Source organism: Proteus terrae subsp. cibarius (assembly GCF_011045835.1).
Lineage (GTDB): Bacteria > Pseudomonadota > Gammaproteobacteria > Enterobacterales > Enterobacteriaceae > Proteus > Proteus cibarius.
Genome location: NZ_CP047349.1, coordinates 583,492 through 601,219 on the forward strand (window position 1 = coordinate 583,492; position 17,728 = coordinate 601,219).

Annotated in this window: 10 protein-coding genes and 1 other annotated feature; of the genes, 7 read left to right on the plus strand and 3 right to left on the minus strand. The window is 32.9% G+C overall.

What is annotated here, in order from left to right:
- Positions 1–76 precede the first annotated feature (76 nt).
- The gene (gene yjjX / locus GTH25_RS02805) at positions 77–613 is read right to left on the minus strand and encodes an inosine/xanthosine triphosphatase (RefSeq protein WP_023580954.1); all 537 of its coding nucleotides are present in this window, start codon (positions 611–613) and stop codon (positions 77–79) included.
- A 51-nt stretch (positions 614–664) separates the two neighbouring features.
- On the opposite strand from yjjX, the gene gpmB reads away from it, so the two are divergent.
- Positions 665–1,312 (plus strand): 2,3-diphosphoglycerate-dependent phosphoglycerate mutase GpmB, encoded by a 648-nt coding sequence (gene gpmB / locus GTH25_RS02810; RefSeq protein ID WP_109419250.1) that lies wholly within the window; start codon positions 665–667, stop codon positions 1,310–1,312.
- A gap of 43 nt (positions 1,313–1,355) precedes the next feature.
- On the opposite strand, the gene robA is transcribed toward gpmB, so the two are convergent.
- A complete protein-coding gene (gene robA, locus GTH25_RS02815; RefSeq protein WP_075671355.1) occupies positions 1,356–2,264 on the minus strand; it encodes an MDR efflux pump AcrAB transcriptional activator RobA in 909 nt (302 codons plus the stop codon).
- A 221-nt stretch (positions 2,265–2,485) separates the two neighbouring features.
- Here robA and creA point away from each other — a divergent pair, with 221 nt between their 5' ends.
- Positions 2,486–2,944, plus strand: coding sequence for a protein CreA (gene creA, locus GTH25_RS02820; protein WP_171455359.1), 459 nt, complete (start codon positions 2,486–2,488; stop codon positions 2,942–2,944).
- A gap of 212 nt (positions 2,945–3,156) precedes the next feature.
- Here the strand turns inward: creA and arcA are convergent, their stop codons facing one another.
- Positions 3,157–3,873, minus strand: a complete 717-nt coding sequence (gene arcA / locus GTH25_RS02825; protein WP_006535263.1) for a two-component system response regulator ArcA — start codon at positions 3,871–3,873, stop codon at positions 3,157–3,159.
- Between the two features lie 663 nt (positions 3,874–4,536).
- Positions 4,537–4,657, plus strand: a sequence feature (Thr leader region).
- Between the two features lie 22 nt (positions 4,658–4,679).
- Here arcA and thrA point away from each other — a divergent pair.
- The 5 genes from thrA to GTH25_RS19150 all read left to right on the plus strand — a co-directional run bounded on the left by thrA (position 4,680) and on the right by GTH25_RS19150 (position 17,700).
- The gene (gene thrA, locus GTH25_RS02830) at positions 4,680–7,139 is read left to right on the plus strand and encodes a bifunctional aspartate kinase/homoserine dehydrogenase I (protein WP_164530315.1); all 2,460 of its coding nucleotides are present in this window, start codon (positions 4,680–4,682) and stop codon (positions 7,137–7,139) included.
- A complete protein-coding gene (gene thrB, locus GTH25_RS02835) occupies positions 7,121–8,071 on the plus strand; it encodes a homoserine kinase (protein ID WP_075671351.1) in 951 nt (316 codons plus the stop codon). Before thrA ends, thrB begins: the two co-directional genes overlap by 19 nt.
- Before the next feature lie 3 nt (positions 8,072–8,074).
- Positions 8,075–9,367 carry a threonine synthase gene (gene thrC, locus GTH25_RS02840; protein WP_075671349.1) on the plus strand — a complete coding sequence of 431 codons (1,293 nt, stop codon included), beginning with the start codon at positions 8,075–8,077 and terminating at the stop codon, positions 9,365–9,367.
- Between the two features lie 147 nt (positions 9,368–9,514).
- On the plus strand, positions 9,515–14,902 hold the full coding sequence (locus GTH25_RS02845; protein WP_238795301.1) for a hypothetical protein: 5,388 nt from the start codon (positions 9,515–9,517) through the stop codon (positions 14,900–14,902).
- A 23-nt stretch (positions 14,903–14,925) separates the two neighbouring features.
- Positions 14,926–17,700, plus strand: a complete 2,775-nt coding sequence (locus GTH25_RS19150) for a calcium-binding protein (protein WP_238795302.1) — start codon at positions 14,926–14,928, stop codon at positions 17,698–17,700.
- Positions 17,701–17,728 lie beyond the last annotated feature (28 nt).

Below are 17,728 nucleotides of genomic sequence, written 5' to 3' on the forward strand. Positions count from 1 at the left end.
ATTTGATTAAATGGCTTTTTTTGTTTCTTATTTATCTAAAAGCTGATTTATCTAAAAAAACGTATCAGATTAATTATTAATCTTCTTTTTGATTGAGTTCTTTATAGATATCATGAGTGACGGGCACTAATGCCAGCACTAATGCTTGTTGATACACAGAAGTACGACTGAGTAGGCCATCAGTAAAATAACCAATCGCACCACCGCGCTGTTTAATATTGTCAATCTTTGTTAAGAAAGCCATTTCATCGCCAAGCTCGCGACCTTCACGGATCCCTTTTAAGATCTGTTCTGGTAGCATAAGGCTTGCAGAGCGTGATTCTCCACGAATTTGACCATGTTCGACAACAATCCAAGCAAAGGTCATATCATCTTCAATACCGGCTTCGACGCCAACCCAAAAATCAGCTTCAGGGCGAACTTGACGAGCCGCCATCACACGTTGACGTGCGCCAGTTCTCGTTTCTGTATTTCCGATAGGTTGCTGTGGAACACGACTATCGACATTAATATCTTCAATATCAAAGGTATCTTTACCGAATACTTGCTCAAAGGCGAGTTTTATCGCGTTGATTTTTGCTGGATTCGTAGTGGCTGCAATGACATGATACATAATGAATTAATCATCCTTTGAAAAATTAGAGCAGTATAACGGAAAAAATGTATGTTACAGGTCTATCTTGTTCGCCACGGTGAAACTGAATGGAACGTGGCGAGACGTATTCAAGGGCAATCTGATAGCCCACTAACTGCAAATGGTGTGCGTCAAGCACAGCAAGTTGCTGAAAAAGTAAAATCAGCAGGCATTACCCACATTATCTCAAGCGATCTTGGCCGCACTCGTCAAACGGCAGAAATCATTGCACAAGCCTGTGGCTGTGAAGTGATAACTGACCCACGTTTACGTGAACTCAATATGGGCGTTCTTGAACAGCGAGAGATCGCAACATTAAAGACACAAGAAGAGGCTTGGCGCAAGAGTTTGATTGATGGTACACCTGATGGACGAATTCCCCAAGGAGAATCAATGGTAGAATTAGCAAGTCGTATGCAGGCTGCGCTAAATCAATGTCTTGATTTACCCGAAAATAGCCGTCCTCTCTTAGTCAGTCATGGTATTGCTTTAGGGTGCTTACTGAGCACAGTGTTGGGATTACCTGCATATGCAGAACGCCGTTTAAGATTGCGTAATTGCTCGATTTCACGTGTTGACTATCAAAATAGCCCTTGGCTTGCCAATGGTTGGGTGATTGAAACGGCAGGTGATGTAAGTCATCTTACTGATACTGCACTAGATGAAGTTCAGCGCTAAAAAATAAAAGCTCTCTTTTTTATATCACAAAGAGAGCTTTTTATTATGCGTTTACATCTTCGCGTTTAATGGGAATGTAATATTCAAAACGTTCGATATGATCTTGTGGCTCAGTCACCATCTCATTGCTGTAACGCACATTTTTAAGATAGTATTTTTCAACGTCATAGCCTTTACGGCGTGTTAATCCCATATTGGGTAAACAGACACCATAAATTAGGAATAAAAACTCCTGCATTGCGCCTCGTTTCGCCTCACCTTCAAAATCAAAGCGAATATAATCACCGCCAGCGAGAGAGACTTCATTTGCTGCATCATCATCAATAAACGTTGCGTAATCTGGCTCAACGGCAGTTGTATAAAGTACGCGTTGTTCGTCTTCATGCTCATCGCTATGTTGGGCGTGATGAAGCCCATACACTTGATGAGGAACGGCGCTTATCTTACTCATATAGTAGCGCCAGAAGGTTTGACGCATGTTAGAGCAGGCTTCAGCCCATTGCTCAAGGGTATGGCTGCAAGTTTGCTCAATACCAATTAATTTCTTCTCAGATAGCGTTACAAATTCCCATTTAGGTAAATTTTGAGGATCTAAGGTAATTGGTGGACAGATTCCTACCGCACACCATTCATCAGAACGGCGATAAAGAGCGGGTGTTCTATCAAATTGCTTTTTAAAAGCACGGGTAAAAGTCTGTTGAGAATCAAAACGATATTGCAAAGCAATGTCTAAAATAGGGCGGCTCGTTAAACGTAATGCAACGGCTGCACGAGATAGACGCCTTGAACGAATATAAGAACCAATCGCTTGTCCTGTAACTTCTTTAAACATGCGTTGTAGATGCCACTTGGAGTAACCCGCTTTAGTTGCGACATTATCGAGGGATAATGGCTTATCTAGGTTACTATCAAGCCAAGCGAGCAAATCACGTATGATGTTGGTTTGATCCATACATCTCCCTTAGTCATATTCGTTTATTTATTGCAGTAGATGGTAAATAGCCTGAACATCTATAACAAGTTATATTGTTAGACAATCGTAAAATATAGTCTTTTTCATCGACTAATGTACACAAATTCTTCTATCAGTTAGTAATGGATTGTTTTATTCTAGACGGAATTATTTTCTCATCTTTTCAATGGAACAAGGTAAATATGTTAAATTTCAAAAAGATGCTAGCAGTATCTATCTTACTCCCTTTTTCTTTGATGGCAAAAGCAGAAGAAATTGGCTACGTGGATACTGTATTTAAGTTTTTTGGCGCTAACCATAAAATTGTGATTGAAGCATTTGATGATCCTGAAGTTAAAAATGTCACATGTTATTTAAGCCGAGCAAAAACTGGGGGTATTTCAGGAAGTTTAGGTCTTGCTGAAGATACTGCTGATGCGGCTATCTCTTGCCAGCAAGTAGGACCTATCGAACTCAGTGAAAAGGTTATTAAAGGGAAAAATAATGGCGATGTTGTTTTCCAGAAAAGAACATCACTTGTATTTAAAAAGCTTCAAGTTGTGCGTTTTTACGATAAACAGCGCCACGCTCTGGTTTATCTGACTTACTCAGATAAAGTCATTGATGGCTCGCCAAAAAATGCGATTAGTGCAGTACCTATTATGCCGTGGAAAGAGTGATTTTTATTTGCTAAAGAAATTAATGGTTAATAAAATTAATACGAATAAGGTTTAAAATATTTTTTAAAAAGAAGTTATATTTTTTTTCAAAACAGTTGCTGAGATCAATTTTCACCTTTTGTTATTTTATTAACTCTTCTTTAGATAAAAGAAAACCCCCGAATATCATTCAGGGGTTTTTTATTTAGTTAAGTGCTTGAGGTTGGATCAAATCACTCGTCTAAATCACCACAGAAGCGATAACCTTCACCATGAATTGTTGCAATGATTTCTGGTGTATCTGGTGTTGATTCAAAATGCTTACGAATACGACGGATGGTTACGTCAACAGTACGATCATGAGGTTTCAGTTCACGGCCTGTCATTTTCTTCAGTAATTCTGCACGAGTTTGGATTTTTCCTGGGTTCTCGCAGAAATGTAGCATCGCACGAAATTCACTGCGTGGTAATTTATATTGTTCACCAGCAGGGCTGATTAGTGAGCGACTGTTAATATCAAGCTCCCAACCATTGAATTTATAGCTTTCAACTAAACGACGTTCTTCCGTGCCATTAACTAAATTCATGGTACGTGACAGTAAGTTACGTGCACGAATCGTTAATTCACGAGGGTTAAATGGTTTAGTAATGTAATCATCGGCACCAATTTCTAGGCCTAAGATTTTATCCACTTCATTATCACGACCTGTTAGGAACATTAATGCAACACTTGCCTGTTCACGTAACTCACGAGCAAGTAATAGCCCATTTTTACCAGGAAGATTAATGTCCATAATGACCAGATTAATATCATGATCAGATAGAACATTGTGCATTTCGTTGCCATCAGTGGCTTCGTGTACGATATACCCTTCAGCTTCGAATATGCTTTTCAGGGTATTACGAGTAACAACTTCGTCTTCAACAATCAGAATGTGCGGGGTTTGCATATTTGCTACCTAAAATTACCAAAAATAGAAAAAGGAAATCTGTGTTTAACTTCTGTGTGCGTTTGTGTGGTTATTCATTTTTGTTATTAGCACGTAAAAACTAGACCCAGATTGAAATTCGATAAATAACCATCACGTTATTACAAAACTTGCAATTTTAATCGACAATGAACGCTAAAATCAGAATGCAAAACGCCCATAGTCTATTAACAGCAATATAACACCAGTTGTATTAAATACCATCTAAAAAGCTAACTTTTGTTGACACATATCAAAATCAAGATAACAGCTTAACCTTGATTTCAATAGTTAACTATATAATTTGATTTATGTAATGTAAAAGAAAAATATATGTTAAATATAGTGGGGTTTATTTTTTTTTCCAGTTTTGTTACACAAATTAAAGTAGCATAAAATACATTATTCCATGTAAAAGTACAAATCCCCAAATAACCCTAAAATGGTAGCTTTATTTTCTTTGTTTATCCCTTTGTGATAGCAATATCTATACTACAATAGGGGTAAGGATCGAATATATTTTATTTAAGTTGAATTTATTTTTTGATGAAAAAAGAGAAAAAGTTTGACATCTCTCTCGCTTTGCTTTAACCAGTATATAGTCAAACTAATTTTGAGACAGACAGGATAGTTATGCGTATTTACAGCCCAGCTAAAATGACAATTATTACCACCACCACCGGAATCTTATATTGCGGGGCGGGCTGTCGCATATAAAAAACGAAAATCGAAAAAGCCCGCATTGAGAAATGCGGGTTTTTTTTTGGGTGAAAAATCAGGAGAGCTGTATGCGAGTGTTAAAATTTGGAGGAACTTCAGTTGCCAACGCCGAGCGTGTGCTGAATGTTGCTGATATCGCTGAGAAAAAAAGAGAGCAGGGACAAGTCGCTCTCGTATTATCAGCACCAGCCAAGATAACTAACTACTTGGTTGCAATGATTGAAAAAACGGCAGAAGGCGAAGATCCTCTCACTCAAGTACGAGAAGCCGAGCAAATTTTTGCCAACTTATTACAAGGTCTAAGAGAAAAACAGCCAGGTTTCGATTATGAACGCTTAAAAGATAAGGTTGAGCGTGAATTTGCAGAGATCAAACATATTCTTCATGGGATCTCTTTATTAGGCCAATGCCCTGATAGCATCAATGCAGCGATGATTTGTCGTGGTGAAAAGCTGTCTATCGCCATTATGGAATCTGTTTTACAGGCTCGAGGCTACAATGTCACTGTAATCGATCCAGTCAAAAATTTGCTCGCACAAGGTCATTATTTAGAATCTACTGTTGATATTCCTGAATCTACTCGTCGCATCTTAGAACTCAATATCGCAAAAGACGATATGATTTTAATGGCAGGTTTTACTGCGGGTAATGAGAAAAATGAACTCGTGGTATTAGGCCGTAATGGTTCAGACTACTCCGCTGCTGTATTAGCTGCTTGCTTACGTGCAGAGTGTTGTGAAATTTGGACGGATGTTGACGGTGTTTATACTTGCGATCCTCGTTTAGTTCCTGATGCACGCCTGTTAAAAGGCATGTCATATCAAGAAGCGATGGAACTCTCTTACTTTGGTGCTAAAGTACTTCACCCTCGTACAATTGCACCTATTGCCCAATTCCAAATTCCTTGTTTAATAAAAAACACAGGCAATCCAGATGCTCCGGGTACATTAATTGGTGATGGTCAAAAAGACGATAGTACCCCCGTTAAAGGGATCACTAACCTTAATAATATGGCGATGATCAACGTATCTGGCCCCGGAATGAAAGGTATGGTGGGGATGGCTGCTCGTGTATTCTCTGTTATGTCGAGAGCGGGTATTTCTGTTGTCCTGATTACGCAATCTTCTTCTGAATACAGCATCAGCTTTTGTGTGCCACAAAAAGAACTTATTAGAGCGCAAAAAGCATTATCAGATGAATTTTATTTAGAATTAAAAGATGGTGTACTAGATCCATTAGATATCATGGAAAACGTCGCTATCATCTCTGTTGTCGGTGATGGTATGCGTACTTTAAAAGGGATTTCAGCGCGTTTCTTCTCTGCATTAACTCGTGGCAATATTAATATTGTAGCTATTGCACAAGGTTCTTCCGAACGTTCAATTTCAGCCGTTATCGCTAATGATTCAGCAACCAATGCTGTGCGCTTGTGCCATCAAATGCTTTTCAACACCAATCAAATTGTTGAAGTCTTTATTGTTGGTGTTGGTGGTGTCGGTAGCGCGTTAATTGAACAGATCCATCGCCAACAAGCATGGTTGAAAAATAAGCATATCGATCTTCGTGTATGTGGCATTGCTAACTCAAGAGCCATGCTGACAGATATGCAAGGTATTGATTTAGATAATTGGCAACAGGCTTTAAAAGAAGCCAAAGAGCCATTTAGCTTTAGCCAACTTATTCGTTTAGAAAAAGAGTACCACTTCTTAAATCCAGTGATCGTTGATTGCACATCAAACGAAGAAATTGCGCAACAATACGCAAATTTCTTACAAAATGGCTTTAACGTGGTTACACCAAACAAAAAAGCGAATACGCTGTCGATGGATTATTACTATCAAATTAGACAAGCAGCGGAAGCTTCACGCCGTAAATTCTTATATGACACTAACGTAGGTGCAGGTTTGCCTGTTATTGAGAACTTGCAAAACTTGCTAAACGCAGGCGATGAGTTAGTTCAATTTAATGGTATTCTTTCAGGATCATTATCTTACATTTTTGGTCAATTAGATGAAGGTAAAAGCTTATCTGAAGCGACTTTTTTAGCAAAAGATAAAGGTTTTACTGAGCCAGATCCTCGTGATGACCTTTCAGGTATGGATGTTGCGCGTAAACTGCTTATTTTAGCGCGTGAAGCGGGTTATAAATTAGAATTAAGTGATATCGATGTAGAGCCTGTACTGCCTGCTTCATTTGATAGCTCTGGTGATGTAGCAAGCTTCTTAAATCGTTTACCTCAAGTTGATGTTGAATTTGATGCTAAAGTCGAAGAAGCACAAAAAGCAGGTAAGGTATTACGTTATGTTGGCATTATCAATGAAGGTAAATGCCAAGTTAAGATAATGGCAGTTGATGCAAATGATCCTCTGTTTAAAGTGAAAAATGGTGAAAATGCTTTAGCCTTTTACACTCGCTACTATCAACCTATTCCATTGGTATTACGTGGATATGGTGCTGGTAATGATGTTACTGCTGCTGGGGTGTTTGCAGATGTATTACGTACCTTATCATGGAAATTGGGAGTTTAAGCGTGGTTAAAGTTTATGCACCAGCATCAATAGGCAACGTGAGTGTTGGATTCGATGTCCTTGGCGCGGCAGTTTCACCTATTGATGGGCAATTACTGGGTGACTGTGTCACTGTTGAAGCGGCTTCGGCATTTACACTTGAAAGTAAAGGGCACTTTGTTGGCAAACTACCTTCAGATCCTAAGCAAAATATTGTGTACCAATGTTGGCAGTTGTTTTGTGAGAAGTTAGGCAAAGTACTTCCTGTTGCAATGACACTTGAGAAAAATATGCCAATTGGTTCTGGCTTAGGATCAAGTGCTTGTTCTGTTGTTGCGGCATTGGTTGCGCTTAATGAATTTGCTCAAAAGCCTTTTGGTGAAAGGCAATTGCTGCTGATGATGGGCGAGCTTGAAGGACGTATTTCAGGTAGTGTTCACTATGATAATGTTGCGCCTTGTTATTTAGGTGGGCTACAACTTATTTTGGAACAAAATGGCACTATTTGTCAGTCTGTACCAACTTTTGATGATTGGTATTGGGTTATGGCATATCCGGGGATTAAAGTTTCTACGGCAGAAGCTAGAGCGATTTTACCAAAACAATACTCTAAAGCTGACATTATTAACCACGGTCGTTATTTATCTGGCTTTATTCATGCTTGCCATACTCAGCAATCAGGATTAGCCGCTAATTTGATGCAAGATGTGATTGCTGAGCCTTATCGCACTCAACTTCTTCCTGGGTTTGAAAAAGCCAGAGAGGCTTCGCAGAAGAAAGGCGCATTAGCTTGTGGCATTTCAGGCTCAGGGCCTACCATTTTTACGATTAGTGATTCATTAGAAATCGCACAAGAGATGGCCGAATGGCTGAAACAAAACTATGTACAAAACAGTGAAGGCTTTGTACATATCTGCCGTATAGATACGCGTGGCGCAAGACAGATAGGGTAAGTCATGAAATTATATAATTTGAAAGATAATCAAGAGCAAGTCAGTTTTGCTCAAGCAGTAAAACAAGGTTTGGGTAAACAGCAAGGGCTCTTTTTTCCACAAGACTTACCTTCGTTTTCTAAAGCTGAAATTGATGAATTATTAGCGCTTGATTTTGCAACACGTAGTAGCCGTATTTTAACGGCCTTTATTGGTGATGAAATTCCTGCTGATGTATTAGCAAAACGTATTAGCACAGCATTTGCATTCCCAGCACCAGTAACCCAAGTTGAAGATGATGTGAGTTGTTTAGAGCTTTTCCATGGCCCAACACTGGCATTTAAAGACTTTGGTGGTCGCTTTATGGCGCAAATGTTGTCAGAAGTTGCTGGCAACCAACCAGTGACTATTTTAACGGCAACATCAGGCGACACGGGGGCAGCTGTTGCTCATGCTTTCTACAAATTAGAAAATGTACAAGTCGTTATTCTTTATCCTGAAGGAAAAATCAGTCCGTTACAGGAAAAACTGTTCTGTACATTAGGTGAAAATATTCACACTGTTGCAATTAAAGATGACTTTGATGCTTGCCAATCATTAGTAAAACAAGCTTTTGATGATGAGTTCTTAAAGAAAACAATGTATTTGAACTCAGCAAACTCCATTAATATCAGCCGATTACTTGCTCAAATTTGTTATTACTTTGAAGCGGTTGCCCAAATTCCAGCAGAAAAACATGAACATCTAGTGATTTCGGTGCCAAGTGGTAACTTTGGTGATTTAACGGCTGGTTTATTGGCAAAATCAATGGGATTACCTGTTAAGCGTTTTATTGCTGCAACAAACGAGAACGATACTGTTCCTCGCTATTTAGATAATGGTAAATGGGAGCCTCATCGTACTGTTGCAACACTTTCTAATGCAATGGACGTTAGCCAACCAAATAACTGGCCACGTATTGAAGAATTGTATCGCCGTAAAGGTTGGGATCTTTCTGATCTTGCTCATGGTTCAGTGAGTGATGAAACAACAGAAGAAACAGTGCGTGAACTTGCGAAGAAAGGCTATATTTCAGAACCGCACGCTGCGATTGCATATCGTTTACTGCGCGATGAACTTCAAGACGGTGAATATGGTTTATTTTTAGGAACGGCTCATCCAGCGAAGTTTAAAGAAAGCGTTGAACGTATTTTGGGTGGTGAATTACCATTACCTAAAGAGCTTGCAGAGCGTGCAGATAAAGAGTTACTTTCACATTTCTTACCTGCTGATTTTGCTCAATTACGTGCATTTTTGCTTGAACGAGCACCTAAATAATTTGATATATATTTAATTAAATAGCTCAACAGAATGTTGGGCTATTTTTTTATCTAAAATAGGAAAATCAGTATTTAAAAAAGATAAAAATAAATTTATATATTTTATTTCCAGTAAGTAAATGAACTAGAAACAAGGAAATTAAATATGAATGGATTCAAAGAAGTAACGTTTAAAGATAATATTAATAGTATTGTATTGAAAATAGAAAATCATATAAAAGAAAATAGATCTGAATTATTTTTCAAGATAGATTCTATAAAAAGAATATTAACTGAGAATTATATTTCTATTTTTATTTCTAAAAATGAATATGCTGCAGATGAATTCTTAAAAAAAATAGATAATAATTTTTTGCTGTACTATAAAAATGACTTTACGAAAAATATTGATTTTATTAGGAAGGAAATCAATTCAAGTATAGAAAATTTGTTTTTTAATAGTGCTAAATTAGCAAGTAGAGAGCCCAGTAAAATTCAAAAAGAACGATTGAAACTATTAATTCAGAATAATTTATCTGGTGATTACTATTTGGAGTTTGAAAATAATAAGGTATTTATACAAATAGATAGTGAAAATAATAATTTTAAAATTATTAACTTTGATGGATATGCTGATTCTTTTTATAATAAAAATGAATTAATAAATAAAATTTATAACCTTATAAGTGATAATAGTAATAGTGATTTTTTATATTATCGTTTTTATCACAGGAAAGAATATGTTAGCTACTTTAATAATACGGGAAATTGGAAGGTAAATAATAAAGATATTATTAGGGAGATAATTAATGATATTAAGAAAAAGAAACAAATAAGTGTTAATGAATACATTTCTATTGAATTAAATGAAGGTTATTCATACAAAAATATTTTTATTGTCAGAGATAAATTAGAAAACACAGAAAAGGTATTACATATTTACGTTGATGATATAGAAGAAGCATTTACAATTGCAAAATCTAAATATAATCAGATAACAGAAAGTGGAGAACATCTACTTTATAAAGTTGGTACAGGTTGGTTTATTACTAAAATAAAAAATAATATTATAAAAAAGTTTTCTCAATATATTGATTTATTAAAACCTTTCGAAAGAGTAATGAGTCGAATTAATTTAATTACTTCAACAGAAACTAATTATGATTTTAGCCATATACATAATTTAGCTGGTTTATGTTATGGATTGAGTTTAAATTATTTAGTTGAAGTTATAAATGGCGGTTTAGAAGGAGGTAATAAATACTTATTCTGGTTAAAAGAAAATATACGCTCTTATCAAAGCGAAAAAGAAATTATAGTTGATAAACTTGATTCTATTTTATTTAGTAATATACAAGAATATGAAGTATTAAATCTAATAAAAGAAATAAAAAATATTATATTTTCTCAACATTTTCAAATGGAAAGATTAAATAAAAAAGCACAATATTTTATATTTGATTCAATAAAATCAATTGAATATAGCAAAATATTAGAGAATCGAGGATTAAAAGGATCACATGTAGAAAAAATAGTATTTGATAAAAATAAAATTAATGAATATTTAGAATATATTATGAAAAATAATGATGACTATTACGCTATTATTGGGTTTAAAGATCATGCCATTGCTATTTCATATAAAAAATACTCTGAAAATAATTATAAATTTTCTTTGTTTGATTCTAATAGTGAATTGTTAGAATATTCTAGTATTAAATCTATAAATGAAGTATTAGAGAATAAAATGGATTTTTATGGTCCACATGAAGTTAATAATGAAAAATATATTATTTTCGATGAATATAAAAAAAGTGAAATTTCAAATTACCAAAGTGTTTGGGATTATAATAATACAGAGATAAATAAAGGTATTGCTGAAAATATAAAGAAAATAGGTTTTTCATTGCCTTTCAATGACGACATTACAGGACGCATTATTCATTATAATGAGCAGCGAGATCTTATTGTTGAGCTTAACAGAGATAACAAAATTATAGAAGTTATTGTAAAAGATTCAAATGTCGATGAAGGGATTTATTTAATAAAAAATTACCTTTCTCAGATAATAAAAAACGATAAAGCCAGTAAAATTATCTTAAATAAAAGCGATAATGGTGATATTAGTATTCAAGAAGCTACATTTGATTCTTTTCAAGAAATAAGGAAAGATAAGGGTTATATTGAATTTAATGATATATATTACAGTGAGTTGATTAAGATTAATAGTTATTTATTAAAAGGAAATAAAACAACGTTATTAAATGAAATAACTTCTTTAATTGATGTATTAAAAGGAAATATATACTTTGACAAATTAGTAGCAAGTTTTTCTCTTATTAATAAAATAAATAATTTTAATCAAGAGAATAAAAATATATCAATTGTTAATGTATTAAATAAAGTAAAAGAAAAACTAGAGAATAAACTGTTTTATGATGAATTAATCTATGGGAAAGATAAGTTAATCGCATTATCTGAAAAAAATAGTTCAGTTGCTGCAAAATTCTATCAATTAATTCTTAATGAAATCAATGAAGGAAAAAAAGGTATCAGTAATTTTATTTACAATAATATTATTGAAAGCCCTTACTTATTATTAGATAAAAATAGAAATGTGGGTATAGATGGGTATGACTATACTATTGAATTTAAAGGGGATTATAAATACTTAAATGAGGTAATTAAAGGGATTGATATTCTGGAATTAAAAAATACATTACTAATTGAAGATAAAAATAAGTTACATTTAAAAGAGAACTATAAAAAATTATCAGAATATAAAGATCATGAAAATGTAAATAAATTGCTCGTTTTTATTGAAAATCAAATAGACTTGAAAAGAAAAGAGCATTTAAGTTCTTATCATGATTTATATTTTGACTTTTTTATAAATCAGCAATTTACAAATAAAATGATTACCCACGAAATAACCCAATTAGAGGATTATTTTCTTAGTAACTATCGTGAGAGAAATTATGATTATCATCCAAATAATTTCTATTTTAATGAAGATGATCCTAGTGTTCTTTTAGATAAATCATTAAATAAAAATAAGAATGAAATAGATTGTAGCTATTTGTTATTTGACGATAGAAAGGCGAATTTTAAATTTCTATTTTCTGAAAATAAAATACTTACTGATAATATGATAGATAATATTATTGTTGATAATATAGATTCATTTTATCAGGATGATATTGTAAATTATTTTTATAATGGTGTTAAAAGTGAAAAATTAGAATTTTATTTAAAGGATAAACCAGAAATAAATAGTTTTATAGATTATTGTATGAAAAATAAAATACGAATTACAGTAGTGGGAAATAGTGATAAATGTTTTTTTAATCAAGATTTTATTAGACAAAAAAATGAAGTGGAAAAATTATATAATATTATTTTAGAAAATCAATTTTTTAATGAAAAAACAATTATTTTTGCTAAAAAAGAGAAGTTATTAAGTTACCAATATGGTGATTTTTTTATTGAGGGTATTGCTCAACGACTCAATATGCCTATTTATCAAGTAATTGATAATAGATTATCTCTATCAAAGGATAGCGTGATTGTTAAACCTTTCATCGAACGAAAACATATAGATAAACCTTTACTTGCAAATATAGCGTTATCAGATGTAATTATTCCTGATATGGAATATAGTAATATAAAACCTATTTCATTTAATGAAAAAATAAAAGAAGAAAATAAAAAATTAGCTAAGGAGCTATATCAATTTGTTTCTAAAAAATATCCTAGTTATCGTAATAATAAAGAATTTAAGCTAGGCTATAAAAAAGATATTAGAACTGTTATTTATGACTATTCAGATAAAATAACAATATCAGACATTTTTGATTATATTAAATCTAATCATTATGATATTAATATTTTTCAACTCGGTTCTATTATTAATAAAGTTGATAATATGAATGTCAAACAACATAAAAAAAAACTAAAGGAACTTAGTGATAAACTTATCAATAATGATATTTCAATAAATACTGCATACAAAAAATATCAATATGAGTTATCTGCTTTTTTTAACGTTTCAGATAAAACAAAAATAGAGAATAAGTTAACACAAATGATACATGATCCATTGATTAATAAAAAATTTAATCAATATTTAATGGGAGAAATAACATATCAGCAATGGCAATCATTGGATTCATTATCAGAAGGAACACTGACATTAGCTGAAAAAGCAAATAAAGCAATTGAAGTGGTTCATGCAATTTATGATAACCCAAACTTGATAAGAAAACTAAGTCTATTTTCAAAGAATTTACTTAATTCATTTTTCGATAGGAGTAAAAAAGGGATTGTATATCGAGTGTTACTCGATAATATTTCTACATTTAAAAACTATAAAAATTTAATTGATAAACTTCAACGTATTATCTATATAGAGACTAATAAAAAGGGACTAAAAGTATCTTCACCAGCTGAAGCACTTAGTAAAATTAGTAATTTAAATACTTTGGATTTCTTCGATGTTGGGAATATTACCACTAATAAGAATAAAGAAATAGTAAAAATAAATGACATGCCTTTTGATAAAAGTTTATTAATTAGTCTCGGTGCAAAAATAAATAATGAAAATATAGATTCAATTTCATTAAATACGTTGACTAAATGGAAAGAAAAATTAACATTTGATCCTCATTATCTCAATGATTATTTTTTTTCACTCTCTGGTAGTGAAGAAGATAAGAAAATTATTTCAATTTTTAGAAACTTATTAAATAATAAAAAAAACAAAATTAAGTATCTACTTTCTAATGATACAAGTAGGATTGACTATTTAATGGCATCTGAAAGACTCTCTGAAATAATAAAACTAGGTGATAAAAACTATGATATTAATGATTGGAATACATTGAGGAAAAACTCGTTAAATATTCCTCGGCATATGCGAATAATTAGCAAAATTGGCTACGCTAATATTACGTTTGGTATGTGGCAATCAATCAATGCTACATTTATGCTTGCCGAACAGCTTAATGACCCATTATTAACCGTAAAAGAACGTAAAGAGATCATTAATAATCTAGCCATTATGTGGTCTGAAATGGCTTACAATGGCCTTTCTGAAATGATTGAAATTACTTTAGCTAAAGGGTTACTAAAATATAGACATAACCCATTGGAATACGTCAATAAAATAAGCACAAGAATTAGCATTGGGCTTAATGTGCTTTCTATTGGATTCGATATTTATAATGCTTACGACAACTTTAGCCGAATTTCAGTTGGCACAAATGAAAAGCAACGCATCGATTATATTGTTAATGGCTCTTTAGCGGTTGTTTCGGGATTGGTTACATTAGGTGTTTCTATTGCGATGCTTGCAGGCTCTACTGTTGCTGGCCCCGTAGGTATTGTAGCTGGCGCGGTTATAGCTTTAGCAACCTCAATTTATAATGCGGCAAGGCTTATCGAAGAAGCAAAAACAAAAGTTCATTTTACACCTCTAGAAGAGCTTAATAATGGATTTTATGCCTTTTTAATGGGTGATCTTATTCCTGATAAAAAAATGAAATTATTTATTTAGAAACAGAAACACAATTAGAAGCAATGATTGATAAAAAGGCGATTAGTTATCTTGAGGAAATAAAAAAACAATCTTACCTTAGTCGCTATTTTTACACTAATGAAAAACAAATTTATCAAGAATATTTTTATTATAAAGTTGTACCCAATCTAATGGGGAAAACATTAGATTCAATTTTAAATCCTATAAGTGAATATATTACCCAACGCATATCAATCAATATAAGCCAAGAAGAAGCAGAAAAAATAGCAACACTCTCTTATCATCTACGAGCAGAAAAAACTGAATATAAGTATTATCTTCCAAAAGAAGCAATTGCAACAAATGAAGTTCTTATTTTTGATATTGATTTTTATGTCGATGAATTAAAGCGTTATAATCTAGATATTATTTCTGACAATGACTCTCCTGTTTTTGATAGTATTGTTGATGGTGATTTCATTCGAAAAATGAAATCAACAAGAGAAAACAGTATCCTTTTATTTGGTGAAAATAAAGTAACAGAAAATTTAACTAAATCCAATCAGGATAGAAAATATTATGTATCGGGTTGGGAAGAGAATGAAAATTTTTATTTTAATACTCATAATGGTGATGATATTATTGTTGCTCCTTCGAACGTTAAAAATAATTTTGATATCTATAATGGAACTAAGAGGCTAAGTGGAGGAAATAAAGATGATGTATTTAATTTATTTACCTCAGAATCTCCACTTTATGCAAGCCGTTTTTATGGCAGAGAAGGAAACGATACTCTTCGTATTATAAAAACGACAAATAAATATCAAGGATATGAGGTTAATTTATTAGATAACTACATCAAATTTAAGCATTCAGAAGAACAAACAAACAGTCAAAATTTCCATTCAAAGCTTTTTCTGTATCAAGAAAATAATTATCTTTATTCAAAGCAACTAACTGATTCTATGCCTAATATTATATTACAAGATCAGCACGTTATTGCTTATTTAGATAGTGTTGAAAATGTTATAGGAAGTGAAGTGGGTAATGATGTTATTTATGGAAATCAAGAGGATAATTACTTAGATGGTGTTGGTGGTGCTGATTTATTATATGGATTAGGCGGAAATGATACTTTGGTTTTACAAGAGGGATATGCAGAAGGTGGTGATGGAAATGATAACTATCATATATTAAGAGCTTCTTTAGAAAATAATTATAATATTCAATTTGAAACGATTATTAGTGAAAAAAATGATGAACAGTCTAGTATTGTAAGGCTAAATTATCATTTTGATGAAATATCTTCTATTTATCGTCAAGGAAAAGATATTATTTTTTACATTAAAGTGAATGATGGTAATAAATATAATGAATCGATTTATCATTTAATGACTCTGAGAAATGTGTATACTAACAAAGAAAATAATTTATTAGCTCATCGTTATACTTTAACAACAATTGATGGCTTTATATTAACGCTAAACGAAAATAAAACGATTAAAAATGATGTGTTATATGATTTTAGTTATTTAGATAAATATAATAATACTGAAGAAAATCTTCAATCATTATACCTTAATGACAATAATAGCTTTTTATCGCTTTCATACTCGAATAAAAATAAAAAAATTAGTTTGTTACCACAACTAAAATATAGTGGATTTTCTTCGGGAGAAAATTTACGGTTTGGTCTTCAGGGTAATTTTCAAGATAATTATTATTTTGGTATTACAAAAAATTCGTTTGTTACACTTAGTTCCGGGAATGACAGTTATCAAATTGAAACATTTTTAGCTTCCGACAAAAGTGACAAAATTAATATTTTACTCCCCGATAATAGTGAAAAACTATCTCATCATGATATCAGCCATTTCTTTTTATCTGACGTGAGCGGTTTTGATTTAGTGTTTTATAATAATGTTCTATCACATCGTTATCATCCAGATATTCACTTAAAGCTTGTTTTTGAACCCTCTCATATTAATGCTATTTGGGGATCTGGAATGCAGATTCGCTTTATTGATAAAGATAATACGGTTTTCACTCTTCCTACAAAAGAGAGTCAGCAACGTTTACTTGTTCCTATTACAGATCTGAATTTAGCGATAACAGCAGAAGATGATGTGCTTATGATCCCTGAATCACTCACCTTAAATAGAGAGACATTATCTGCATATTCTCTTTCTCACCCGCCGTTTTATTCGCTACTCTCTCAAAAACAATCAAATCAGGCGGTTGATTTATTATCCATAATTGAGCCAATGGAGGGGAATGATATTGTTGTTAATCGCAATAAAAATAGTTCGGTGATTAATGGTGGAAAGGGGGATGATCATATTGTCGTTAACCACGGGCATCATATTTTAATTGCAGGGGAGGGAAATGATAACCTCAATGCAGGAAGCGGAAATGACTTATTAATTTCAGAATTTGGTGATGACTATTTAAGTGGTGGTGTGGGCCATAATGTTTATGTTGTGAACAAGCGTCATGGTGAAGTAACTGTTTTTGATGAAGGGAGCAGTAGCCACCTTTTTATTTCAGGATTATCAGAACACGATAAGCTTATTGCTTCTCAAGTTGATGATGATATGCAGTATAAAACGCAGGATAATCAGTTTGTTTTAACTGTAAAGAAACCACAAGATGAAACAGGTAAATCGGTTTCTATTATTGAGAAACAAAGTGAACTTTCAGCGCAATCTCTTGCTGCAATTATTCAAGAAATGGCACAGTTTAATGAGCAACAATTAACGATAATGCAAGGTAGTGAATTTACTTCACCATCAGTATGGTCGCCATTACCCGTGGTAGTAAAGTATTGGGAATATTAACAATTAAAAAAATAGCCCTTGACTAAGG